Genomic DNA, 23,237 nt, shown 5'->3' with positions numbered 1-23,237 from the left:
ATGCTTCTATTAATAAGTCCTATAAATCGTGAAGAAGCTCTCGAATCAATTGAAGGTGGAGCAGATATAGTAGATGTAAAAAATCCTAAGGAAGGTTCCCTTGGAGCTAATTTCCCATGGGTTATAAAAGAAATTAGAGAACTAACTCCTGAAGACAAACTTGTCAGCGCTACTTTAGGTGACGTGCCATACAAACCAGGTACAGTTTCACTTGCAGCAATGGGTGCACATGTTTCAGGAGCAGATTACATTAAAGTTGGATTATATGGAACAAAAGACCATGATGAAGCTGTTGAAGTCATGGAAAACGTTGTAAAAACTGTAAAAGATGTAAGTGAAGATACAATTATTGTTGCAGCAGGTTATGCTGACGCTCACCGTGTAGGTGCGGTCGATCCTATGGAAATACCAAAAGTGGCAAAGGATGCTGGATGCGACCTTGCAATGCTTGACACTGCTGTTAAAGACGGTCATACATTATTCGATTATTTAGATTTAGACAAATTGAAAGAATTCGTTGACGAAGCTCACAGTTACGGTTTGTTGACTGCACTTGCAGGTTCCGTTAAAAAAGACCAATTGAAACCTTTACATGATATCGGTTGTGATGTGGTCGGTATTAGAGGAGCAGCTTGTGTAGGTGGAGACAGGAATACTGGTAAAATCCACCATACAGCAGTAGCTGAGCTTAAAGAATTATTAGATTCATTTTAATTAGGTGTTATTTATGTCATTTTCAAAAAAAGTTCAAGAAGCAAGAATGTCATACACTTTCGATGATTTTCTATTGACTCCTAATGCAAGTTATGTAGAACCAAAAGACATTGATACTAAAATTGAATTAGGAAAAGGTATTAAATTAAACATCCCTGTCTTAAGTGCTGCTATGGACACTGTAACAGAAGCAGACCTTGCAATAGCCATGGCACAACAAGGGGGAGTAGGTGTAATTCACAGAAACATCACACTTGAAAGGCAAGTTGAAGAAGTCAAAAAGGTCAAAAACGCTGAAGACTTAACAATTCGTGATGTTGTAACAATTTCTCAAGATTCCACTGTCGCTGAAGCAGAAGCCATAATGCGCGATGAGCTCATCAGCGGATTGCCTGTTGTTGAAGGCGATGAAATACTCGGAATTATTTCAAAAAGGGATATCAGACCATTTTTAAAATCTGAAATGTCCACAAAAATCAAGGATATAATGACCTCTGATGTGGTAACTGTCGATGAGGGGGTTTCCGCTGAAGAAGCATTGAATATTGCATATGATAATAAAGTTGAAAGACTTCCGGTTGTACGCGATGGCAAATTAGTCGGAATCATTACTATTAAAGATATTCTAAACAGATCACAATATCCAAATGCCGCAAGAGACAAGGACGGCAACTTTTTGGTTGCAGCCGCATGCGGTCCATTCGATTTGGATAGGGCTATGGCACTTGACCAAGCAGGTGCGGACATAATTTCAATCGACTGCGCTCACGCTCACAACATGAACGTTGTCAAATTCACTGAAACCATTAAGGACAACATTGATGCGGAATTATGTGTAGGTAACATTGCTACCGCTGAAGCAGCTGAAGACTTAATATCCATGGGTGTTGACGCACTTAAAGTGGGTATCGGTCCGGGTTCAATGTGTACCACCCGTATTGTAGCAGGTGTTGGCGTACCGCAATTAACCGCAATTTCCGATGTTGCTGATGCTGCAGCCGATTCCGGCATTCCGGTAATTGCCGACGGTGGTATCAGATACTCCGGTGACGTTGCAAAAGCAATCGGTGCAGGTGCAGATGCCGTAATGCTCGGTAACTTACTTGCTGCATCCCTAGAGGCTCCTGGTGATATTGTCATCATGCACGGTAAACAGTATAAGAAATACCGTGGAATGGGATCTATGGGTGCTATGACCAGTGAGTATGACGGTGGAGCAGACAGATACTTCCAAGGTCAAAAAAGTAAGATGAACCACACCAAGTACGTTCCAGAAGGAATTGAAGGTGCTGTACCGTATAAGGGTACCGTTGCCGAAATCTTATTCCAATTGGTCGGTGGTTTAAAATCATCCATGGGCTATTGCGGTGCTAAAGACATCAAAGCAATGCAAGAGAAAGCAAACTTCGTTAGAATTACAAGCAGTGGAATCAAGGAATCCCACCCTCATGACTTGTTGATCACTAACGAAAGTCCTAATTATCCAACTCTTGACTAGTTGGATAATACATTAAATTTTTTTGATGGGATTAGGATTTTATCAATACGATTTATAGGCGGAACTTTTTTTCTCATCAAAATGTTATTTTTTGCTTAAAATGCTAATTTTAAGCAAAGCTTTAAATATGAGTTAATCTTATATTATAATATTAGATAATTTTATGATTATTTAACATAATCAATTTATATTAAATTTTATTATTAAGGAGATAATTTAAATGGCAAGAACTAAAAAAGTGGGTATTACAGGAAGGTTCGGTGCAAGATACGGAAGAAAAGCAAAAAGAGTAGTTAAAAACATCGAAGAAAACATGAAAAAAGATCATGTTTGTCCTAAATGTGATAGACCATACGTAAAAAGAGAAGCTGCTGGAATTTGGAAATGCAAAAAATGTGGTGCAGTATTTACCGGTGGAGCTTACATTCCACAAACCCCTATGGCAAAATCTGCAGCACGTAGTATAAGAGACATTAAAGTGGAGGAATAGGCCTTGTACTGGTGTCCAAGTTGCGGGGAAGAAGTAGATCATAAAAGCTACATGGAAAATAAATGTCCTAAATGTAGATATAGGATTTTATTTAAAAAAGTCCCTGAAGTAACTAGAATCATAAAAGCAAGATAATTATTATCTTCTTTTACTAAATTTTTTACTATTTTTGATTTAAATGTTAATTTCAACTTCTAGGAAACCTTCTCAAAAAACTAGAAAATTTTGTAAGAATTTAGCCCATGCAACCGGTTTCACCTCTGTAAACAGAGGGAAAATGAACATGCGTGAGCTGTTGTTGAAGGCTTTGGAAGTTGATGAGTACAACTTAGCTATTGTAAATGAAATCAAGGGAAATCCCAGCAGGATTTCATTCTATTCAAATAAAGGCGAGATTTTGTTAACCCTTCTCATTGGCGCAACCATTGAAAATGAGAAGATGAACATCGCTCCATCCCAATTGAAAATAGTCTCTGAAGTTGATGAGCTTAACGTATTGGGCGAGATATTCGACTTCGATTTAGTGGATAAGGCGGAAGATAATTACATTTTAATTTCCAAAAGCGACGATTCACCTGCTAGAATTTACTTCATTAACAAATTTGGAGATAGGCTTAACTTCCAAATCAATGTTAAAAAGATTATAGAGGTTTCAAATGATTGAAGAAAGCCCTCTTGAATCTGTCAAAAGTGATATAGTCGTTGAATTTGAAAATGCCGATCAGGCTAAAATCGTTTATGATTCTATAATCCTGGAGTTCGAAACCGCTCCCGACTTTAGGTCTTCCATGACCATCGAGCTCGATGACTCCAAAATCATGATCAATATCGATGCTGAGGATTCAACATCCTTTCGTGCATCCGTTAACTCTGCAATCAAATGGATTAACTTAGCATTACAAATAAATAACTTGACAATTTAATGTTTATATAAATAATCAAAACTTATAGGTGATATTATGGAGATTCCTGAAAACATTCAACAACAATTAAATCAGTTTCAACAATTACAACAACAAGCTCAAGCTGTAACCATGCAAATTCAAAATGTTGAAGTACAAATTCAAGAAACTGAAAAAGCATTAGAAGAACTTAAAAAAACCGATGAAAATACTGAAGTGTTCAAACAAGCAGGTACTTTACTCATTAAAGTAGAATACGCTGACGCTTTATCCGACACTGAAGAAAAATTAGAAACCCTTCAGTTAAGAAAACAAACCATGGCTCGTCAAGAAGACAGAGTTATGAAAAAACTTGAAGAAATGCAAGCTACCATTCAAGCTGCTATGCAAGGTATGGGCCAATAGGCTTAAACCTTATATTTTTCTTTTTTTCGATTTTTATGTCAAAACTTAAGGTATTAACTTCAGATGATTTGGCCGAAATTTCCGATAAGTTCGGTGAAATCCTGGAACATGAAGTTTCAAAAGCCCTTCCAAGCAAGGAAATTGAAGACTTGGACTTGGACATTCTTTTAAGCTATGAAAACGAACAGCTTGATGTTGACGTTGACGTTGGAGTTAGCTTTGATGAGCTGTCTGAAATCAGTCAAGATCAGATTATGCAAGCAATTGATGAGGCTTATTTAGGCTTTGATTCTTATATTGATGAGAATTTCAGAGTTTAATTATTTTTTTTCAAATTTTAAGTAATACTTATATTGTATTTTATATTAATTAAAGTAATACTTTTTTATAAAAAAGTATTTATATTAGTAAGTCTAACTATTATATAGGTTTGAAGTAATCTCAATAGCTTAGCATTAATAGGACAAACACGTAATACTATCTTTCAAATTCCCTCTTTCAATTACTTCAAACTTCTCTCTTATTTACTTTTTTCAATTTAACTTTATCAAGGTTGTTTTATCATTTTTTGTAAATTTAAGATTACCTCAAATTTTATGTTTTATGTTTTTCTGAATATTTGATATTTTTGTCAATGTTATTTTTCTAATAATTGAATATTTTCTTAAAAATTGAATTAAAAATTAAAAATCATATATTCAAGTTTACTTTAATTTTTATAAATTATAGTAACATTTATATACTATGTAGGTTAACTTAATTAATAGAGGTTCATAACATGCTTGTTATTTACCATTGAATTGATCATTATTTTTATACTCGGGAAGGGCTGGAAAAACAGAACAGTTCTTCTCCCTCCTTAAGTTTTTAATACTACTTTTCACTAACTATTTATTATGATTAAGAAAATTCCAGTAATAGATTTAAAACAGCACCAGGCCGTAAGCGGCAAATCAGGAATGAGGGACACCTACAAACCATTGAACACTGTTTTTGCACCATCTGCCAATCCGGTTGAGATAGCCCAAGGGTTGAAACTGAACGGTGCGGATGAAATGTACATAGCCGATTTGGACCTGATTGAATCCCAGGGACACAACATCAATGACGTCAGGATGGTTAATACAATCATTCCGGTGATCTTTGACGGTGGAGTCAAAAACCTTGAGTCATTCGAATTCTTCCTGGAATATGCATACAAGATTATAGTGCCTACAGAAACACTGGAAAGTGTTGACGAGCTTCGCAAAATATTTGAAAAGTATCCGAAAGAAAGAATTGTTGTTAGTGTGGATACAAAAAACAATGAGCTTCTCGCAAAGAACATGGACATGGCACTGTCCGAATTCAAGGAGGTTCTGATTGAACTTGACCCGAACGACATCATCCTTCTCGACATCACAGGTGTCGGCACAGGAAAGGGCTACAATGAATACCTTCTAAACGAATTTGAAGAGTTGAAGGACAAGCTAATCATTGCTGGTGGTTTGAATAAGGACTCTCTAGGTGAGTTGGAGTCATTGGGCATAAAAAGAGTATTGATAGGAACCAGCCTGCATTCAGGCGAAGTGAAACTTCTAGATTAAGACGCTTAACACTAAGTATGGGAATACACAAGCTATAACAAACAATGCTATACCTAAACCTAATTTAGGATTGTTATCTTCTAGAGATCCAGAAATTACCAATATCAATGCAAAAAATCCGAAAATCACAGGTAAAATATGTGAAAATATTGTTGTTCCCATTATTGCCATTTTTAATCACTACTATAATTTACTTCTTTTAATTATATAAAATTAACTTTAAAATTAATATATTAAAGGGATAATAAGTTTTTTATTATTCGAATGTGAAATATTAAAGCAATGAGAATAGATACACATCATCATCACAAGAAGGCGGGCGAAAATCTGGCCTTTGTGTTTTTCATAAATCTGGCATTCAACATAGTGGTCATAGCTGCCGCTCTTGCCACAAACAGTATGGCGATACTTGCGGATTTCATTCATGACGCATCTGACACCATTTCCATAGCTCTGGCATGGTTTCTGGAGCACGTTGCCCAAAGGGACTCAACAGACAAGTACTCCTATGGATATCAGAGGTTTTCAATTCTTGGAGCGGTCATAATATCCATTTTTGTCATAATAATGGCATTTGTGATTTTGTCAGAAGCCATTCCAAGGCTGTTTGCACCTGAAGGTGTGGATGCAGGGGGAATGTTGGCTGTGGCAATAGTTGGAATAGTCTTCAAGTTCGTTTCCGTCTACAGATTGCATAAGGGCGAGACATACAACGAAAAGGCTATTTTCTTCCATCAGCTGGGTGACATATTTGAATGGGTGGCCATCTTAATATTGAGTCTTGTATTGATGTTTTGGGAGGGTGCGCAGTATCTTGATCCTTTCGTTTCAATTGGAATTGCATTATGGCTGATATTCAACCTTGGAAGAAACCTCTACAAGTCAATCGAGGTCCTGCTTCAAAAGACACCGGATTACTTCGATGTTGATGAGTTCAGACAATCCATTGAGGACATCGAGGGTGTTAATGCGATAGATGACTTCCATATCTGGTCTCTTGACGGCATAGATTCCGTCATGACTCTTAAGGTGGATGTGGACTTCGGAAAGGATGTCGGTGAAATCAAGAAGGAGATTTATGTCATTTCAAAGAAATATCATGTTGTGGACATTACTATAGAACTGGAATGATTAGAATAGAGGATTATCATGACACTTGTTGTTATCGGTCCTGTTACAAGGGACCTGATTGTTATTGGAGAGGAAAAATCCCATAAGGTCGGCGGAGCCACCTACTATCAGTCATTTGTATTTGAGGAGTTTTTCAATGATTACCTGGCCATAGTGAACTGCGATGACAAATCCCTGATTAATGGTTTTCCCGACTTGGATAAGGTCAGGGTAATCGAAAAGGACACCACACATTTCTTCATAAACAGGTATCCTCAAAAGGACAATCCTGATGTCCGGGAGCAGTTGAGCAATTTTGCAGACATTCCGATTTGTCCGGAGGACTTGGAGGAAATTCTTCCCGATGAGATTGATGCCTTTGTAATCAATCCGTTGAACAGATATGATTTTCCCGCCGAAACCATAGATTTCCTGAAGGGTTTCAACGTTCCGATATTCATTTCAATCCAGGGATTTCTGAGGCTTCAGGATGTTAATGTAAATGACAATTACACCATAAAATTAGAGAACTTCGAAGAGTTGGCCTCCATTTTATCAGGTGTCGATGCAATATTTCTTGATGAGGAGGAAGCAAACATCATTGGTGTGGACTATGATGTAGATGAGATTGTCATAACAAATGGAAGTATGGGTTCCAGAATCATTTCGGATGTGGAGATAAGAATCGATCCGGTAAAGTGTGAGAATGTTGTGGATACGACAGGCTGCGGCGATACCTTCATGGCCTCATACATCACACAGAAGTTATTGCTGAAATCATCTGAAATTGCCGGTAACTTCGCATCAAAGATTGCAAGTGAAAAAATTGAAAATTTTGGCCCATATACTCCTAATGGGTAATTGATTTTTTCAAATTTAAAACAATTCTTTTTAATAATTTGTATTTCTTATTTTTAGTTGATTTTACACAAAATTACATAGTTTAGAAAACTTTATTAAGTAATATAATTATATGTATATATGCATTTTAAATTTTTTTAAACACTACAAAGGGTCATCATGTTAAACAAATCATCAAATCTAATCGAAAGAGAATTTAAAAACTTACGTAAGGAGCTATTGGATTTAACATTAAGAAATCAGCTTCTTAACTTTAAATCAAGAGCTAAAACTATCACTATAGTAAATCAATCTCCCTTAAACCTTTTTCAGACATTGGTCCTGCAGGAAAACAAGATGTATTTTGTGGCCAACAAGAAGGACAAGAAGGAAGATAAGTCATCAGTATGGGACCATATTCCGTTTGACTTTTCAAAGTTTTCAGAGGGAGACAAGAAATTAGCAACCGATTTGACCCCAAAAGAGCTCCAGAAAAGATTATATTATATCAATAACCAAGCCAAAACAATGCTTCAGGAGCAAGGTTATAACATCCTCTATCTGGCCATCGGATTTCTGGAATGGAAGGACAAGTCAAAGCCAAGGCAAAAGAACAAGGCGCCATTGGTGCTGATTCCAGTGGCCATTGAGAGAAGAAAGGTTGGAGAGTCATTCAATCTTGAATGGACTGGAGAGGACATCCAGACAAACATTTCACTTAAGGCAAAGCTCCTGGAAGCTGGAATTGAGCTTCCTGACTTTGAGTTCAAGAGGTACGGTGAAGTGATTGACCATTACATCGCCAGCGTGAAAAGGGCGGTTTCCCGTATGGACGGATGGGACGTAACCAACAATGTGGCTTTGGGATTCTTTAGTTTTACAAAATTTGTCATGTACAATGACTTAAACCCGGAAGCATGGGCTGATAATGTCGATTTGACCAAAAACGAATTGATTCAGGCGATTTTTAATCCGGCCAAAAACGACCAGGAAGCGTTCCGTGAAGAGGATATCGACTCAAGGCTGGAATATCAGAACATGTATCAGGTCTTGGACGCCGACTCATCACAGATTGCGGCCATTCAGGACGTTAAGGCAGGAAGAAACCTTGTGGTTGAAGGGCCTCCTGGAACCGGTAAGTCACAGACAATTGTTAACCTTATAGCTGAGCTTTTGGCTGAAGGAAAATCAGTTTTATTCGTATCAGAGAAAATGGCTGCATTGGATGTGGTAAAGGACCGTCTTACAGCAGTGGGACTTGGCAAATTCGTTTTGGAACTGCATTCACACAAGACAAGGCGTAAGAAGTTCCTGAAGGACCTGCAAAAGGCAACAAATGTAAGGGCTCAGGAGCCATTAAACATAGATCAGACCATCCGCAAACTGGAAACCCTACGTCGCCAGCTTGATGATTACTCTCAAATCATTCACATGCCTGCATTCGCAGTCAACCTATCCCCATTCCAATTGTATGGAATGAAGGAAGGGGCAGATGACCATTTTGCCCGTAAAGGCACCTTGATGCCATTGGTCAGGTTTGAAAACCCGGAAAGCATTACATTAAAAGATTTGGATGACATGAAGATTTCCCTGGAAAACCTGGCTGAGCTGTATCAGACCATCTCAAAGGAAAACCCTTGGAGCAAATGCGCGCCGAAAAGTCTTTTGCCTGCCGATTTAAGGGAAATAGAAATGCTCATCAATGATACCCTGCACGCACTGGACAATTTCCTTGTTGAGCGTGGAAGGGTGTATGACATTTATGGAATCAAGAAGCCGGACACATTGAATGAGTTCCAGAATTCACTTTCAGCATTTGAAATAATCAAGTCACAGAATGCCGAACTGATTGACGGCAGCATAATCAAGTCAGGCGCATGGAACAACAATAATGATGATGCTTTCAGACTGATAATTGAGCTGCAGAAGTATCAGAAATACGCCGGAGCCCTAACCAAGTTCAATCAGAGCATCTTCCAGGCAAACATTGACATGCTTATTTACGAATTGCAGCAACTTTCAACCAAGAAGTTCCGTTTCTTCAACAACAAGCAGCACATTGAACTGGTTGAAAGGTATTATGCAGTGCCGGTGCCTAACAGCATCGATGAGATTATAAGGGACCTCCAGCAGGCAAAGGCAGTAATCAAAATCCGCAAGAACCTTGAGGCCAATGAGGCGCTGGGCAGGAAGTATTACGGAGGATACTGGCATTTGAATGCAAACCCTAATGACTTGAAGGCCATTGCAAGCTGGATGAACGAGTTCACAGCCCTTGTGCGTGAGGGAACATTCTCACAGAACACCATAGACCTGATGAGCAAGGACATGTTTGACATCAAGCCGGAACGTGACCTTGCGGAATACATAGATTCAGGTGAGGAATTTGTAAGGGTCCTGTCAAGGCTTAAGGACAAGTTGAATCCTAGAAGCAAGCTAATCTTTAAAAGAGAAACCGGTGATGTGCCGTTTGAGGCATGGAGAGAACAGTTGTATAATTGGAGAGGACAACTATCAAGCCTTCATTTATGGTCACAATACCTTAACACCAAAAACGCCCTTAAGAGCTCCAATGCAAAGATGTTTGTCGATTCAATCGAGAAAAGAAACATCAACAAATATGATATCGAGGCGTTGGTTGAGGGCAATTTTGCAGATTCATTATTAAACATTTTATTTGTAGAAAACCACGAATTGGCAACCTTTGTCGGAGAGTTGCATGAGAACAGAATCCGTGAATTCAAGGATCTGGACAAGAAAATTCTTACATTGAACAGAAAGAGGATTTACCATAAGCTCAACAGCAACATTCCGAAGATATTTGGAGGTACTGAAAATCCACAGGCAAAGATTCTGGCAGGGGAATTCACACGTAAAAGCGGACACATGCCTGTCAGAAAGCTATTGGAAAAGGCCGGTGGAATGATTAAGCAGATTAAACCTTGTTTCATGATGTCTCCATTGTCCATTGCACAATACCTGGACCCGACAAATGAGGAATTGCAATTTGACGTGGTTATCTTTGACGAAGCAAGTCAGGTAAAGCCGGAGGATGCATTAGGAGCATTCATGAGAGGAAAAACCGCAGTCGTAATGGGAGACACACAGCAATTGCCTCCTACATCATTTTTCGACCAGATGTCAGATGCGGAAAGCGATGAGGAAGAAGCGACCTCTCTTGATATGGAAAGCATATTGCACTTGTGTAAGCTGTCCTTCCCGGTTAAGATGCTTAAATGGCACTACCGTTCACGTCACGAGTCACTGATTACAGTGTCAAACCGTGAATTTTATGATGATGACCTATTGGTTTACCCTTCACCTTCACATTCAGACCCTGAACTCGGTTTGAAATTCCGCTATAATCCGGACACAGAATACTTGAGGGGAGCCTCATCCAAAAACCCTCTTGAGGCAAAGGATGTCGTAGAGGAGATTTTCAATCATTTCAGAAAGTATGGGGACACAAAAAGTCTGGGTGTGGGAACATTCTCCGTCGCTCAGAAAAATGCAATTCTAGAGGAATTAGAGGTGAAACGTAAGGAACACCCTGAATTCGAGCCTCTGTTCTCAGACAACAGGGATGAGCGTTTCTTCGTTAAGAACCTTGAGACAATACAGGGAGATGAAAGGGACGTTATCCTAATCAGTATAGGTTACGGTTATGACCAGGACCATAAGATGTCCCTTAACTTCGGTCCTCTAAATCAGGACGGTGGGGAAAGAAGGCTAAACGTATTGATTACACGTGCAAGAGAGAAATGTGTCGTATTTTCAAACTTCAAGGCATATGACATGAACCTGACAGCGAACCCTCCATATGGTGTAAAGTCACTTAAGGAATTTTTGGAATATGCTGAAAACTTAACATTAGGTACAAATACCGTAAGCGAATACTCAAAAGAACCATTTGAAGATGCAATTGCAAGCTTTTTGGAAGAGAACGGCTACACAGTTGACAGGCAAATCGGTTGTGCAGGTTTCAGAGTGGACCTTGCAATTGTTGATGATGAGAATCCTGGAAAATACATTTTAGGAATCACAACAGACGGAAAAATGTACTCATCAAGTAAGGTAGCTCGTGACAGGGACAGGTTGCGTGAACAGGTATTGACAGGACTTGGATGGAGATTATATCATTTATGGTCCACAGATTGGTATAGAAACAGAGATCTTGGACGTAAAAAACTTCTGGAAAATGTTGAAAAGTCAATCAGGGAGGCACGTGAAGAGGAAAGACGCAAATCTGAAGCAGAGAAAAAATTGGCTGAACAGAGAAGACGGGAAGCCGAGAAAAAAGCTGAAGAATTGCGCATAGCACGTGAAAAAGAAGAAGCCGAGAGAAAGGCACAGGAAGAATCAGAAGAAATCCCTCCTGAAGATATCGGACCTGAAGACTTTGTGGAAGTTGAAAAGGCTGAAGACGACATTTTGGAAAGGCCTATTGATGTGGGCGAACTTGACCCTGAGGAATTCTTCAAGGAAGTTGCAGCAGAAGAGGTGGAAACTCCTGTAGAACCTGCTATTAATGATGATAACCCTTCACAATCATCCGGATCAGAGTTTGTTGAAGTTGCTGATGATGAGGATGATGGTTTTAAAGCTGAAGAAACAAAATCAGAATTTGTTGAAGTCGAAAACACTGATTTTGATGAGTTAAATATATCTGAAACTCCTAAAGTGAAAGAAGATGAATCTAATGAAAAGGACTTTGATTCTGAGGTCTGGGAATCTGATGAGGGAGTGGCTCCTGAAGACAATGCTGAAGTTTGGGAAGATGAAAAGGACTATTCTGATGATAATGTTTCCCAAAGTGTTGATGTTGAAGATGGGGTATCTCAAGAGGATGATTTAGATGGGGATGTTTCCCAAAGTGTTGATGTTGAAGATGGGGTATCTCAAGAGGATGATTTAGATGAAGATGTTTCACCTAGTGTTGATGTTGAAGATGAAACATCTGAAGAGGATATTCCTGAAGAAGAGCATCACGTTTCATTTAAGGATAAGGTCAAATCATTTTTAAATCCTGGCCATTCACTGCTTGATGATTCAATAGTTGATGAGGAGAATGTTGAGGAAAAAGATGGGGAAAAAGAATCTTTCTTCAGTTCCCTTAAATTCAAAAAGGATTTAGACGGCGATTCTGATTTGGAAAGTCAAGAATCAGATGAGTCCTCAGAAGAGGTCAAAGAAGAGCCTGAAGACATTGTTGATTCAAGTCAAGATGAGAAGGTTGACTTGGGTGATGATGACGATTATATCATTGTTGATCATAGCGATGATGAAGTGACTGAGGAAGTCAAAGAGACTCCTAAGGTTAAATTTGACAAGAAAATTGAAAAACCTGTTAAAGAGGAGTTTGTTGAACCTGAGGTTGTTGATGAGCCTGAGGTTGTTGATGAGCCTGTTAAAGAGGAGTTTGTTGAGCCTGAGGTTGTTGATGAGCCTGTTAAAGAGGAGTTTGTTGAGCCTGCGGTTGTTAGTGAGCCTGTTAAAGAGGAGTTTGTTGAGCCTGAGGTTGTTGATGAGCCTGTTAAAGAGGAACCTGTCAGTGAAGCTTCAGAAGATAAGGTTGATTTGGGCCCAGACGATAATTACATTTACGTTGACCACAGCCATGATGACGAAAGGGTCTATCCTGAAGAGGAAAAAATCGAATTTGGCTTTGATAATGATTACCAAGATGATGAAATAAAAGATGAACCTGTTGAGGACGAAGCAACTGATAATCAGGAGTCCGAAACCACTTCACAGGAAATTGGAGAAAAACTCAGGCATAAACCTAGAAGAAACCTTCATGTCAAATCAAGAATTTCAGATGTTGTGATGGGCGAAACCAGACTCAAGCCGGAAGAAGTTAAGACAGTCAGAGGCGAGTTCATTGAAGAGGATGACGAGCCATTGCACAAGCCAGCACCTCGTGATGATTATGTGGTTGAAGCTGAAATAGTCGATGATGATGATGAGGAACTAAACATTTTTAATGATAACTTCTCCGATTCAGATAAGGATGATGAATTTTACTTTGATGAGGAAAATGAGGAATTGAATATCTTCAATGATGAGCTGCCTGATATGAACAATGATAAGGGCTCTGATGATGATGTTCTACACATTGTCGACAATGCGAAAAAGGAGTATCTTGATGATATCTTTGTCGGCGAAGAGATTAAGACTGAAACTGACAGTCAAGCGCCTCAAGAGAATGATATTCAAATGGAAAGGGAAGTTCCAGACATTGAGGAACCTCAAGATGAAATTCAAAATGAAGAGCCAGTTGATGAAAATGAGGCTCAAGTCACTCAAGAGGAAGCAGGCGATGGAGTCACATATTATCAGGGTTCAAATGATGTCACAAGCAAGCTGAGAAAAAACAATTTCTATTATGAGGAGGAAAGACCAAGAAGTGTCAAGGAATCCATACAGGGAATTAAAAAGGACATGAGATACATCAACAAGTCCCTTAAGGAAATTGAAAACCCAACACAAATCGATTACGTTTCCGTGGTTGACAGGACAGAGGAATATAATCCTGCCGACTATCTCAACATGCCAAGTGATGATGATTCCGATTTAATCATTCAAAGGGAAGAGGAGTTGACATTCGCTGAAAAAGAAGAGCAAAGAATTGAAAAGGAACTGAATGGAGATGCTCTTAACAATGAAATAAACGGTGATGAAGATGTTATCATTCCTGTCCATCAGCAATTCCAAAAAGAGGAGTTGAGGGACCAAGCGCTTGAGAACATCATTCAGTCAGCGGATGAGGACTATAAGGAAATCGAAAAGGAAAGATTCCAAAGGAACAATACATTGAAATCCTTCGATGATCACAAGCTGCCTGGAAAAAGGCCTTATGAGGACAATATTGTTGATTATGTTGAATCAGATGACATTGGATTGAATTCATCCGATGATTTATACAAGCAGCCTATCAACAAGGTATCAGATTCAGTTAAACTGATTGTTGATATTGAAGGGCCAATTCACGTTAATGAAGTTATAAACAGAATCAAGAACAGCTGTCATATAAAGCGTGCAGGATCCAATCTCAAAAAGACAGTTAACTCAGCCATTGTCAACGCCGAAAACAATGGTGAGATAATAAGGATTGGCGACTTTTTATATGACGCATCAAACAATGATGTTCTGATTAGAAGAAGAAATAAACCTAATATTGATTTGATTTCCGATGAGGAAATAGCAAAAAGCATAGAATTGGTTTTAACTCATAAGCAAAACATTACCACCAAACAGATTCCAAAAGAAACATCACGCAACTTTGGATTCAAGTCAACATCCAAAAAGACCGCTTCAAGAATCAACAGCGTATTGGACTTGATGATAGCTAACAATAGAGTTAAAATCGAGAATGATTTCGTTGAACTTAAATAATCTAGTATCATGTCAACCAAAGTTAAATCTCCTGACAATTTGCCGAATAAGCCTGGCGTATACATCATGCGCGATGAGACAGACACAATAATCTATATTGGAAAGGCAAAGAATCTCATTAAAAGGGTAAAGTCTTATTTTAGGGAAAAGCTCGACAGGCCGAAAACCCAAATACTTATGAGCCATTTCGACAGCCTGGAGTACATTGTTACCAACTCCGAGAAGGAGGCGTTGATTCTAGAGGCCACATTGATAAAGAAACACCGCCCGAGATATAATGTTCAACTTAAGGATGATAAGAGATATCCATATGTCAAAATCACCGATGAGGAGTTTCCGAGACTTGTCATTACACGTAACGTGACAAAAAACGGAGTCTATTTCGGACCGTTCACAGATGTGGGCTCGGTCAAGCAGACTGTCAAGTTTCTAAAGTCCCTATTTAAGATAAGGACCTGCCGCAACATGAACGGCCCATGCCTGAATTCCCAAATCGACCTGTGCTATGCTCCATGTGATGGAAAAATCAGCAAGGAGGAATATTCTGAAATCATCAGCAAGATTGATTTGTTCTTCCAGGGCAAGTACTCCACAATCGTCAGGAACCTTAAAAAGGAGATGATGCAGGCTGCAGAAAATGAGGAATTTGAAAAGGCAGCCGTCATAAGGGACCAGATTGCATCAATTGAAGAGATAATGGAAAAGCAGTTTGTCGACTTGGTCGATGATGATTTGGACCAGGACGTAATAGCAATTGCTCCCGGTGAAAATGAGGTTGTGGTCATCATAATGCCAATTCGGAACGGAAAGATTGTGGGGCGTGACGACTTCCTGATGAGCGCTTCCCAGTATGACTCACCGTCCGAAATCATGTTCGCTTTCATTCAGCAGTATTACGGTTACAATCGCCATATTCCGAAGCAGATTCTTTTGGATGAGGAGATTGATGAGGTTGAGCTGCTTGAGGATTGGCTAAGCGATTTGAGAGGAAACAAGGTTAAAATCAAGGTGCCTCAAAAGGGTGTTAAGCTAAGGCTTGTCAAGATGGCCAAGAAGAATGCTGAAATCATCAAGCATCAGAAGAAAAAGATGGAAGACGCATTGATAGAGCTCAAAAAATACCTCAAGCTTGAAAAGATGCCTCGTGTGATTGAGGGATACGATATCAGTAACATTTCAGGCAAGTTTGCCGTGGGTTCGAAGGTATCATTCAAGGACGGAAAGCCCAACAAAAAGATGTATAAACATTTCCGTATGGAAACCCCTGGACCGAACGATTTTGCCATGATGGAGGAACTTTTGACCCGCAGATTGAAAATGGTCAACAGGGATCCCGAACCAGACCTTATAGTCATTGATGGAGGTAAGGGACAGCTGGGCATGGCATGTGGTGTTTTGGAGAAATTGGATCTCACTCATATTCCAATCATTGGTCTTGCAAAGGAGTTTGAGGAGATATTTATTCCAAATTCATCTCGTCCGATTATAATTCCTAAAAACAATAAAGCTCTGCATTTGCTTCAGCAAGTGAGGGATGAATCACACAGATTTGCAATAACCTATCATAGAAAACTCCGCAGTAAGGATATTCAAGCCTCTTCTCTCGACGATATTGTTGGCGTCGGTAAAAAAAGAAAAATAGCTCTTTTGAAAGAATTTGGAACCTTGGAAAACATCAAAAAAGCATCAGTAGAGCAATTAGCCAAAACCGAGGGCATGAATTTAAAAACGGCTCAAAATGTCTATGATTATTACCACTAAATAATTAGTATTTTTTTCTAAAAACGGCTAATTTTCAATTACATTTAAATATAAGAATTTTTATAAAGTTTTCATAATAAGTTTAGAGGAATTATTATTTATGGTTAGATGTCCAAGGTGTGGGTATGAAAATTCGCCTACATCTGTATACTGTGATAATTGTGCCTATCTACTTGCAGACTCTGATGGAAATAGAATTAAAAATACTCGCCGAGAAACTAGTTGGAATATGGGCCTAGGCAAAAAGATCGTAATTGTGTTGGGGATTATTGTTATAGCTTTTTTATTGTTTTCATTTATTTATAATAATACTCAGCCATCTTATCAAGATTCATTAAATGTCATTACCGATGACGGAAGCAATCTTCAGTCATCATCTTATCCCTACAAAGCCGTTATCATCTATGAAGGCAGTTGGTATGCTGAAATGGGGGATCCTAATTACCTTGTAAAAGAATCAGGTTACGGAAACAAATCATTTGTTCTAGATTGTGCCGCCTGGGATAGGATAGCTATTGATGTTCAAAAGCAGGATTACGGTAGCGGAGAATTAACTGTTCAGCTTGTAAAAAATGGTGAAGTTGTAGAAGAGAAATCATCTACAAACGTGACTGGTCATTTGGTGATTAATTATAATTACTGAATTTGGCTTAGTCTGTCTTCCAATAGCTCGACCAATTCTTCGGTCTTGTATAGTCTGATTTCCTGTTCATCTTTGCTCTTGAATATCTTGATGAAATTGATAAGGTCACTGCATAACTGATCGTATTGGATACTTAGTGTGTTGTAGTTATTCAGTAGTCCGAATGCTCTTTGCTGGTCTAATTTTGGTTCATTTCTTAAAATCTTTTCCATATTGGCGAAATGAGTCTCAATCATTATTTTGTCCTGTTCTAAAATATTCAAATATTCCTGGATTTTGTTTTCACTAGCCATGGTTATCACTTATTTTTATAATATTAAAATTAAAATATAAATAGTTTCACGAATAAAAATTGTTATGTATTAAAAGGGGCATTAATAATGATAAAAGTTGAAAATGTAAGTAAAGCTTATGAATTAGATGATGGAACTAAAGTCACCGCACTTAAGGATGTCAGTTTTGAAGTTAAGGAAGGTGAAATACTTGGAATCATGGGTAAAAGTGGTTCCGGAAAAACTACACTCTTAAGGGCAATAAGAGGTGTTGAACACATTGATGAAGGTTCAATTAGCGTTGGAAATGTAAAGGTAACTTCCGAATCCTCCCAATTCTATTACAATGAACTCAAAAAGGAGACTGCGATACACCTTCAAAGGTCATTCGGTATCTGGCCGGATACAGTGCGTGAAAATGTGCTTCGTAAATTGTATGCAAGAAGATACTTCGATGAGGGTGACACCAATTTCGAAATTGCAGAAAGTGAATTCGGTGAAGAGGCCGATGAGCTTTTGGAAATGGTTTCTCTCACCCACAAGAAAGACCATTATGCCTCCGTTTTAAGTGGTGGAGAAAAGCAAAGACTTATTATGGCAAGGCAACTTGCAAAGCAACCTAAAGCTTTACTTCTTGATGAACCTGCAACCATGGCATGCCCTAAAACAAAACAAGAAATTCTGGATGCGGTTAAAAAGATCAACAAGGAACTTAACATAACCGTGATTGTCATTTCCCACTTGCCTGATGTCCAAAAGTACCTTGCTGACAGGGTAATCTTGCTTGAGGACGGCGAAATCGTTGATGAAGGCTCAGCAGATGACATCTGTGACAAGTTCATGGACGGAATGGATGATATAGTTGATATAGACAACATATCAACCGATGAGGACGTAATTCAGGTGAATGACATCTACAAGAGGTTCTACCTGCTGACCGGTGGAGAGGTCCTTCAGATTGAAGACGTCAACTTCACAGTTCAAAAGGAGAATATCCTAAGCATCATCGGACCTAGTGGAGCCGGTAAGACAGTCCTTTTAAGGATGCTCGGCGGATTGGAGGATCCTGACAAGGGTGAGGTGCTCTACAAGATTGGGGATGATGAATGGGCAGATGTCGACATTCCTGGAATGGGCCGTATGAAAATCAGGTCACAGCTAGGTTTCATGCATCAGGAATTTGCCTTAAGCCATTACGCTACAGTCCTGAGCCAATTGGCAACAAGATTGGGTTATAAGAATGATGACATTGTCAAGCAGGCACAGGAAAGGGCCAGAAAGATAGGGCTAAGCGATGAATTATTAGACTCATTTTATTTACTCACAGACTTGCCTGAAGTTGAGGCAAGGGACCGTTTAAAACAAATTGGTTTGGACGCAGACATTCTGGATGACCTGTTCCCTAAATTCCCGGAAACAGCAACCAAGGAAGCCGTTGCGGACATCTTTGAAAGTCTGGACCTGGACATGGATATCCTGCACAGGAAATCCTATGAATTGTCTGGCGGTCAAAAGGTACGTGTAATGCTTTCCTTGATTTTGATTTCCAGACCTAAATATCTGCTTTTGGATGAGCCGTTCGGTGATTTGGACCCTGTTACCCTGAGGGATGTAACCAACGCCTTGAAAACAATTGCAAAAACCTACGGAATTACTATTGTAATGATTTCCCACAACACCGATTTCATCAAGGAATTGTCCAACCGTGCAGTCTTCATGGATGATGGTAAGATAATCGATGACAGTGAAAACATTGACGAGATTGTCGACAATTTCATTGACTTCTGTCATGCTGATTACTTGAAAGGGGATTAGTCAATGTTTGATGTAATCACAGTTCCTGTAGACGGTTCCGATTATGGATACAAGGCGGCTGATGTCGCCATTGAGATAGCTCAGAAGTTTGGCTCCAAGATTGCTGCAGTCCATGTGCTGGAGGAATTCTCATTCAATAGCTATGATGATGAGGAGGACTCCGGAGATGCCATTTTGGCCAAAATCACATCCAAGGCAAATGAGGCTGGCGTTGAAGTTGTGGAGCACCTGCTCACAGCAGATCCTTTGAGGGACATGAAGTTCATCATCGACCAGACCCGTGCAGATTTGGTTGTCATCCATGCCCATGGGGCAAACAACAACCGTTTTGTTTCATTTGATGAGAATAATGTCAGTGATACTCAAATAGGTTCAGTTTCAGAAAGGCTACTTAGAACCTCTGATGTGCCGGTATTGCTAATAAAATAATTCCTTAAATCTCATTTTTCTTTTTTTATTTCGTTATATGGCTTTTTTTAAGTAAACTTTTAAATAATATAAACATCAAAGTATTTATAACATAAATTGTTTATATTAAAGGAGATATTTTTATGATTGTAAAAGATTGGTGCTCATTCTGTGGAGAATGTGCGGGCGTTTGCCCAAGAAATTTAATACAAGTAAGAGAGTACTCATTAGTGTTTAATGATGAGGATTGTAAAGACTGTGATACATGCATTAAAGCATGTCCTATTGATGCTTTAGAAAAAGAGGACTGATTAATATGATTGAAACTGATGTTATTGTAGTGGGTTCAGGACCTGCAGGATCCAGTGCGGCTAAACACGCTGCATTAGGCGGAGCAAAAGTTATTTTAATGGATAAAAAATCTGAAATTGGTGCACCTAAAAGATGTGCGGAAGGAGTTTCCATTCAAGGATTAGAAAAATTAGGAATCGAACCTTCTCCTCGCTGGGTAACTCAGGAAATCCAAGGTGTAAGGATACAAACCCCTGACGGAACCGACGTATGGTTAACCAAGGATGAAGTAAAATTACCTGAAGCAGGTTACATTCTTGAGAGAAAAGTCTTCGATAAGCATATGGCAATGGATGCTGCAAGAGCAGGTGCTGAAATCAGAATCAAAACTCTTGTAACCGGAATAGACAAAATCGATGACGGATACATTGTCTACACTGAATGCATGGGCGAAAAAATCGATTACAAATGTAAAATCCTAATCGCCGCTGACGGTCCTGAAGGACATGTGGCAAGATGGGCAGGATTAAGACCTGCAGCAAAACCTAAGGAAATGGAATCAGGTATCCAATACGAAATGTGTAATGTCGAATTCGAAAGACCTGGAGTCATTGAATTCTACCTAGGTTCATGCGCACCTGGAGGATATGTGTGGATTTTCCCTAAAGGTGATGACATTGCAAACGTTGGACTTGCAATCTTACCTCACAAGGCTGAAAAGACAGCTAAAGAATACTTAGATGACTTTGTGGCAACTTGCCCTTACTTGAAAAACGCTCAAGCTGTTGAAATGAACGTTGGTGGAGACCCAGTTGGCGGAATGACCAAAAAACTTTACGATGACAACATTTTAGTCTGCGGAGATGCGGCAGGCCAAGTAAACCCATTGACCGGTGGAGGAATCATCTCAGGTATGACCGGTGGAATGTGCGCAGGCCAAGTCGCTGCACAGGCAATCAAGGAAGACTGTTCCAAAAAATTCTTAAAACAATACGACAAAATGGCTCACGACGAGCTCGATCACGAAATCAAAAGATACAAAAAAGTACAGGAATACCTATTAACATTATCTGATGATGAATTGGACAGCATTGCACATGCATTCCAAGGAGAAAGTTTTGATAAGATTTCAACCACTGAAATCGTTCAAAAATTAGTTAAAGTATCTCCAAAAGCTTTACTCAAATTAGGTAAATTTATTTAGGTGTTGAAATTGATTCTAATCACTGGTGGAGCAGGTTATATCGGTTCACATACCAACAAGGCACTGCATAATGCAGGTTATGACACTGTTGTAGTCGATAATCTATGCAAGGGCTATGAAAACTTTGTCAAATGGGGAAACTTTGAAAACTATGACTTTGGAAGCAAGGACGTAAGTGAAGTTTTTGAAAAATATGACATAGATGGTGTCATTCACTTTGGTGCCTTTTCATCAGTAGCTGAATCAGTGGAATTCCCTCAAAAATATTTTAAAAACAATTATAAAAATACACTAAATCTTTTACAAGTCATGAGGGAATATGGAGTAGATAAATTTATTTTATCCTCCACTGCCGCAGTTTACGGTAATCCTGAACATGTTCCGATTACCGAAGACCAGGACTTGAAGCCTATCAATCCCTATGGACATTCAAAGTTCATCACTGAAAAGGCTTTGCAGAGGGAAGCTGATAAGGGTGATTTCAATTATGTGTCCTTAAGATACTTCAATGCGGCAGGATGTGATTTTGATGGTGAGATTGGGGAATTGCATGACCCTGAAACTCACTTGATTCCTTTAATTTTAGATGCGGCAATTGGAAAAAGGGAAAGCATATCCATTTTCGGAACAGATTACGACACTCCTGACGGTACCTGTATCCGTGACTACATCCATGTGAATGACCTTGCGGACGCACACGTCAAGGCATATGAATATCTATGCAAGGAAAATGAGTCAAATATCTTTAACCTTGGAAACGGTGAAGGATATTCAGTCCGTGAAGTGATTGACATGTGCAAAAAGGTCACAGGTCGTGATTTTGAAGTCAAGATGGATGACCGCCGTGAAGGCGACCCTGCAATATTGATTGCCGATTCAACAAAAATCAGGGAAAAGCTGGGTTGGGTTCCACAATATGACCTGGAGCAGATTGTAGAGTCCGCCTGGAAATGGCATGAAAGAATGAATGTAATTTAGGTAATGTTCATGGAAAACGTTAATCACGACTCAAAAATTGATGTTCGTATTATTGTAGGCGGTTTGGATATTGCGCAGCTTGTCTCAAAGGCCGTCAACAATATTCAGCTTGAAAATGACTATAACATTATTGTTTCATCAATCATACCTACAGTGGAACTCAATATAGTTAAGAAGGTGGCCAGCGGCGCCGATATTCTACTAATAGGTGGATATGGACATGATGAAACATTCAATATTCTTTTTAATGAATTAAAAACTGATTTTAACCATATTGGATTATTTGATTACAACAACATAATTATTGAAGACGAATCCATCGACTTCAAGTTGGCCGAAAAGGAGATTCTCAATTCAATAATCAAGTCAACATTGTCTTATTCTTTAAACTTAATCAATATCCATACATTGGAAAACAAATTGATGAAGGTAACTCATAACTATAACAGCCTGCTTGATGATTACAACCAGATCATCAAGGAACAGGACGTCCTGACTCAGGAAAACAAGGAACTGCGTGAAGACATTGATGCAATCAGATCAGATTTTTCCGCATTCAAATTGAGATATGAGGATATCTACTCAAGGGACATCCTGGAGATTTTCAATCTGAACGATTTGTGGCAGGAGATTTTTCACCAGGATTTAAGTGATGAGGAAAGGATTGTAATCGCCACAAACAAGTTCAGGCCCGACAATATCATTGTGGGACAGGGATATATTGCGGCTGAATCCAGACAAAAGGCTATTGAATGGCTTAACATTGTCAGAACCGCATTAATCTTCGTTGATGAGAATGCCAGTGAATTGGCTAAGGAACTGTCCGATGATGAGGAAACAAAACCTCCTGAAGTGATTGACGATTATGAAATTCCGAACACTTTTGAAAACTTCTGGGACTAAAACATTAATTATTTTATACTAG

At 39.0% G+C, this 23,237-nt stretch carries 22 protein-coding genes and 1 pseudogene; 21 read left to right on the top strand and 2 right to left on the bottom strand.

Annotation, left to right across the window (positions count from 1 at the left end; translation table 11 throughout):
- The 9 genes from MBBTH_RS02555 to MBBTH_RS02515 all read left to right on the top strand — a co-directional run bounded on the left by MBBTH_RS02555 (position 1) and on the right by MBBTH_RS02515 (position 5,595).
- Positions 1 to 714, top strand: coding sequence for a (5-formylfuran-3-yl)methyl phosphate synthase (locus MBBTH_RS02555; RefSeq protein ID WP_116591483.1), 714 nt, complete (start codon positions 1 to 3; stop codon positions 712 to 714).
- Between the two features lie 13 nt (positions 715 to 727).
- Complete coding sequence (gene guaB, locus MBBTH_RS02550) at positions 728 to 2,212, top strand: IMP dehydrogenase (protein ID WP_116591482.1); 1,485 nt, start codon at positions 728 to 730, stop codon at positions 2,210 to 2,212.
- A 220-nt stretch (positions 2,213 to 2,432) separates the two neighbouring features.
- Positions 2,433 to 2,702 carry a 50S ribosomal protein L37Ae gene (rpl37A, locus tag MBBTH_RS02545; protein ID WP_116591481.1) on the top strand — a complete coding sequence of 90 codons (270 nt, stop codon included), beginning with the start codon at positions 2,433 to 2,435 and terminating at the stop codon, positions 2,700 to 2,702.
- 3 nt (positions 2,703 to 2,705) lie between these two features.
- Entirely contained in the window at positions 2,706 to 2,837 is a 132-nt protein-coding gene (locus MBBTH_RS02540; RefSeq protein WP_116591480.1) for an Rpo12/RPC10 RNA polymerase subunit family protein, read from the top strand.
- Positions 2,838 to 2,979: 142 nt separating this feature from the next.
- Complete coding sequence (locus MBBTH_RS02535; protein ID WP_243409627.1) at positions 2,980 to 3,366, top strand: ribonucleotide-diphosphate reductase subunit beta; 387 nt, start codon at positions 2,980 to 2,982, stop codon at positions 3,364 to 3,366.
- On the top strand, positions 3,359 to 3,625 hold the full coding sequence (locus tag MBBTH_RS02530) for a KEOPS complex subunit Pcc1 (protein ID WP_116591478.1): 267 nt from the start codon (positions 3,359 to 3,361) through the stop codon (positions 3,623 to 3,625). Before MBBTH_RS02535 ends, MBBTH_RS02530 begins: the two co-directional genes overlap by 8 nt.
- A 36-nt stretch (positions 3,626 to 3,661) precedes the next feature.
- Positions 3,662 to 4,009: a prefoldin subunit beta gene (locus MBBTH_RS02525; protein ID WP_116591477.1), complete on the top strand. Its 348-nt coding sequence runs from the start codon at positions 3,662 to 3,664 to the stop codon at positions 4,007 to 4,009.
- A 35-nt stretch (positions 4,010 to 4,044) separates the two neighbouring features.
- Positions 4,045 to 4,329, top strand: a complete 285-nt coding sequence (locus MBBTH_RS02520) for a DUF3194 domain-containing protein (protein ID WP_116591476.1) — start codon at positions 4,045 to 4,047, stop codon at positions 4,327 to 4,329.
- Between the two features lie 576 nt (positions 4,330 to 4,905).
- Positions 4,906 to 5,595: a HisA/HisF family protein gene (locus MBBTH_RS02515; protein WP_116591475.1), complete on the top strand. Its 690-nt coding sequence runs from the start codon at positions 4,906 to 4,908 to the stop codon at positions 5,593 to 5,595.
- On the opposite strand, the gene MBBTH_RS02510 is transcribed toward MBBTH_RS02515, so the two are convergent.
- Entirely contained in the window at positions 5,587 to 5,766 is a 180-nt protein-coding gene (locus MBBTH_RS02510; RefSeq protein ID WP_116591474.1) for a hypothetical protein, read from the bottom strand. The two genes, MBBTH_RS02515 and MBBTH_RS02510, sit on opposite strands and share 9 nt — an antisense overlap.
- Positions 5,767 to 5,877: 111 nt before the next feature.
- Here MBBTH_RS02510 and MBBTH_RS02505 point away from each other — a divergent pair, with 111 nt between their 5' ends.
- From MBBTH_RS02505 to MBBTH_RS02485, 6 genes and pseudogenes are all read left to right on the top strand, one after another.
- Complete coding sequence (locus MBBTH_RS02505; protein WP_116591473.1) at positions 5,878 to 6,726, top strand: cation diffusion facilitator family transporter; 849 nt, start codon at positions 5,878 to 5,880, stop codon at positions 6,724 to 6,726.
- A gap of 18 nt (positions 6,727 to 6,744) precedes the next feature.
- Positions 6,745 to 7,566, top strand: a complete 822-nt coding sequence (locus MBBTH_RS02500) for a PfkB family carbohydrate kinase (RefSeq protein WP_116591472.1) — start codon at positions 6,745 to 6,747, stop codon at positions 7,564 to 7,566.
- A 159-nt stretch (positions 7,567 to 7,725) separates the two neighbouring features.
- Entirely contained in the window at positions 7,726 to 14,940 is a 7,215-nt protein-coding gene (locus MBBTH_RS02495) for a DUF3320 domain-containing protein (protein ID WP_116591471.1), read from the top strand.
- Between the two features lie 9 nt (positions 14,941 to 14,949).
- Positions 14,950 to 16,701, top strand: coding sequence for an excinuclease ABC subunit UvrC (gene uvrC / locus MBBTH_RS02490; protein WP_116591470.1), 1,752 nt, complete (start codon positions 14,950 to 14,952; stop codon positions 16,699 to 16,701).
- Between the two features lie 100 nt (positions 16,702 to 16,801).
- Positions 16,802 to 16,867: pseudogene (locus MBBTH_RS11235) on the top strand (zinc-ribbon domain-containing protein); the annotation flags it as partial.
- A gap of 120 nt (positions 16,868 to 16,987) precedes the next feature.
- Complete coding sequence (locus MBBTH_RS02485) at positions 16,988 to 17,344, top strand: hypothetical protein (protein WP_243409625.1); 357 nt, start codon at positions 16,988 to 16,990, stop codon at positions 17,342 to 17,344.
- Here the strand turns inward: MBBTH_RS02485 and MBBTH_RS02480 are convergent.
- The gene (locus MBBTH_RS02480; protein WP_116591468.1) at positions 17,338 to 17,637 is read right to left on the bottom strand and encodes a hypothetical protein; all 300 of its coding nucleotides are present in this window, start codon (positions 17,635 to 17,637) and stop codon (positions 17,338 to 17,340) included. The two genes, MBBTH_RS02485 and MBBTH_RS02480, sit on opposite strands and share 7 nt — an antisense overlap.
- A gap of 87 nt (positions 17,638 to 17,724) precedes the next feature.
- Here MBBTH_RS02480 and MBBTH_RS02475 point away from each other — a divergent pair, with 87 nt between their 5' ends.
- The 6 genes from MBBTH_RS02475 to MBBTH_RS02450 all read left to right on the top strand — a co-directional run bounded on the left by MBBTH_RS02475 (position 17,725) and on the right by MBBTH_RS02450 (position 23,215).
- Positions 17,725 to 19,431 carry an ATP-binding cassette domain-containing protein gene (locus tag MBBTH_RS02475; RefSeq protein ID WP_116591467.1) on the top strand — a complete coding sequence of 569 codons (1,707 nt, stop codon included), beginning with the start codon at positions 17,725 to 17,727 and terminating at the stop codon, positions 19,429 to 19,431.
- A 3-nt stretch (positions 19,432 to 19,434) separates the two neighbouring features.
- A complete protein-coding gene (locus MBBTH_RS02470) occupies positions 19,435 to 19,860 on the top strand; it encodes a universal stress protein (RefSeq protein WP_116591466.1) in 426 nt (141 codons plus the stop codon).
- Between the two features lie 122 nt (positions 19,861 to 19,982).
- On the top strand, positions 19,983 to 20,150 hold the full coding sequence (locus MBBTH_RS02465) for a 4Fe-4S binding protein (protein WP_116591465.1): 168 nt from the start codon (positions 19,983 to 19,985) through the stop codon (positions 20,148 to 20,150).
- Positions 20,151 to 20,155: 5 nt separating this feature from the next.
- Complete coding sequence (locus MBBTH_RS02460) at positions 20,156 to 21,334, top strand: NAD(P)/FAD-dependent oxidoreductase (protein WP_116591464.1); 1,179 nt, start codon at positions 20,156 to 20,158, stop codon at positions 21,332 to 21,334.
- 9 nt (positions 21,335 to 21,343) lie between these two features.
- Entirely contained in the window at positions 21,344 to 22,312 is a 969-nt protein-coding gene (gene galE, locus MBBTH_RS02455) for a UDP-glucose 4-epimerase GalE (protein WP_116591463.1), read from the top strand.
- Positions 22,313 to 22,321: 9 nt separating this feature from the next.
- Positions 22,322 to 23,215, top strand: coding sequence for a hypothetical protein (locus tag MBBTH_RS02450; protein WP_116591462.1), 894 nt, complete (start codon positions 22,322 to 22,324; stop codon positions 23,213 to 23,215).
- Positions 23,216 to 23,237 lie beyond the last annotated feature (22 nt).

It is taken from the genome of Methanobrevibacter thaueri (assembly GCF_003111625.1).
Classification (GTDB): Archaea; Methanobacteriota; Methanobacteria; order Methanobacteriales; family Methanobacteriaceae; genus Methanocatella; species Methanocatella thaueri.
The sequence above is the reverse complement of the archived record's forward strand: the minus strand, read 5'-3'. Positions and strand labels throughout refer to the sequence as shown.

What these genes read in the sequence shown, in the direction of transcription:
- MBBTH_RS02555 (WP_116591483.1), top strand. Translation starts at nt 1, where the DNA reads ATGCTTCTATTAATAAGTCCTATAAATCGTGAAGAAGCTCTCGAATCA.
- guaB (WP_116591482.1), top strand. Translation starts at nt 728, where the DNA reads ATGTCATTTTCAAAAAAAGTTCAAGAAGCAAGAATGTCATACACTTTC.
- rpl37A (WP_116591481.1), top strand. Translation starts at nt 2,433, where the DNA reads ATGGCAAGAACTAAAAAAGTGGGTATTACAGGAAGGTTCGGTGCAAGA.
- MBBTH_RS02535 (WP_243409627.1), top strand. Translation starts at nt 2,980, where the DNA reads ATGAACATGCGTGAGCTGTTGTTGAAGGCTTTGGAAGTTGATGAGTAC.
- MBBTH_RS02530 (WP_116591478.1), top strand. Translation starts at nt 3,359, where the DNA reads ATGATTGAAGAAAGCCCTCTTGAATCTGTCAAAAGTGATATAGTCGTT.
- MBBTH_RS02525 (WP_116591477.1), top strand. Translation starts at nt 3,662, where the DNA reads ATGGAGATTCCTGAAAACATTCAACAACAATTAAATCAGTTTCAACAA.
- MBBTH_RS02520 (WP_116591476.1), top strand. Translation starts at nt 4,045, where the DNA reads ATGTCAAAACTTAAGGTATTAACTTCAGATGATTTGGCCGAAATTTCC.
- MBBTH_RS02515 (WP_116591475.1), top strand. Translation starts at nt 4,906, where the DNA reads ATGATTAAGAAAATTCCAGTAATAGATTTAAAACAGCACCAGGCCGTA.
- MBBTH_RS02510 (WP_116591474.1), bottom strand. Translation starts at nt 5,766, where the DNA reads ATGGCAATAATGGGAACAACAATATTTTCACATATTTTACCTGTGATT.
- MBBTH_RS02505 (WP_116591473.1), top strand. Translation starts at nt 5,878, where the DNA reads ATGAGAATAGATACACATCATCATCACAAGAAGGCGGGCGAAAATCTG.
- MBBTH_RS02500 (WP_116591472.1), top strand. Translation starts at nt 6,745, where the DNA reads ATGACACTTGTTGTTATCGGTCCTGTTACAAGGGACCTGATTGTTATT.
- MBBTH_RS02495 (WP_116591471.1), top strand. Translation starts at nt 7,726, where the DNA reads ATGTTAAACAAATCATCAAATCTAATCGAAAGAGAATTTAAAAACTTA.
- uvrC (WP_116591470.1), top strand. Translation starts at nt 14,950, where the DNA reads ATGTCAACCAAAGTTAAATCTCCTGACAATTTGCCGAATAAGCCTGGC.
- MBBTH_RS02480 (WP_116591468.1), bottom strand. Translation starts at nt 17,637, where the DNA reads ATGGCTAGTGAAAACAAAATCCAGGAATATTTGAATATTTTAGAACAG.
- MBBTH_RS02475 (WP_116591467.1), top strand. Translation starts at nt 17,725, where the DNA reads ATGATAAAAGTTGAAAATGTAAGTAAAGCTTATGAATTAGATGATGGA.
- MBBTH_RS02470 (WP_116591466.1), top strand. Translation starts at nt 19,435, where the DNA reads ATGTTTGATGTAATCACAGTTCCTGTAGACGGTTCCGATTATGGATAC.
- MBBTH_RS02465 (WP_116591465.1), top strand. Translation starts at nt 19,983, where the DNA reads ATGATTGTAAAAGATTGGTGCTCATTCTGTGGAGAATGTGCGGGCGTT.
- MBBTH_RS02460 (WP_116591464.1), top strand. Translation starts at nt 20,156, where the DNA reads ATGATTGAAACTGATGTTATTGTAGTGGGTTCAGGACCTGCAGGATCC.
- MBBTH_RS02450 (WP_116591462.1), top strand. Translation starts at nt 22,322, where the DNA reads ATGGAAAACGTTAATCACGACTCAAAAATTGATGTTCGTATTATTGTA.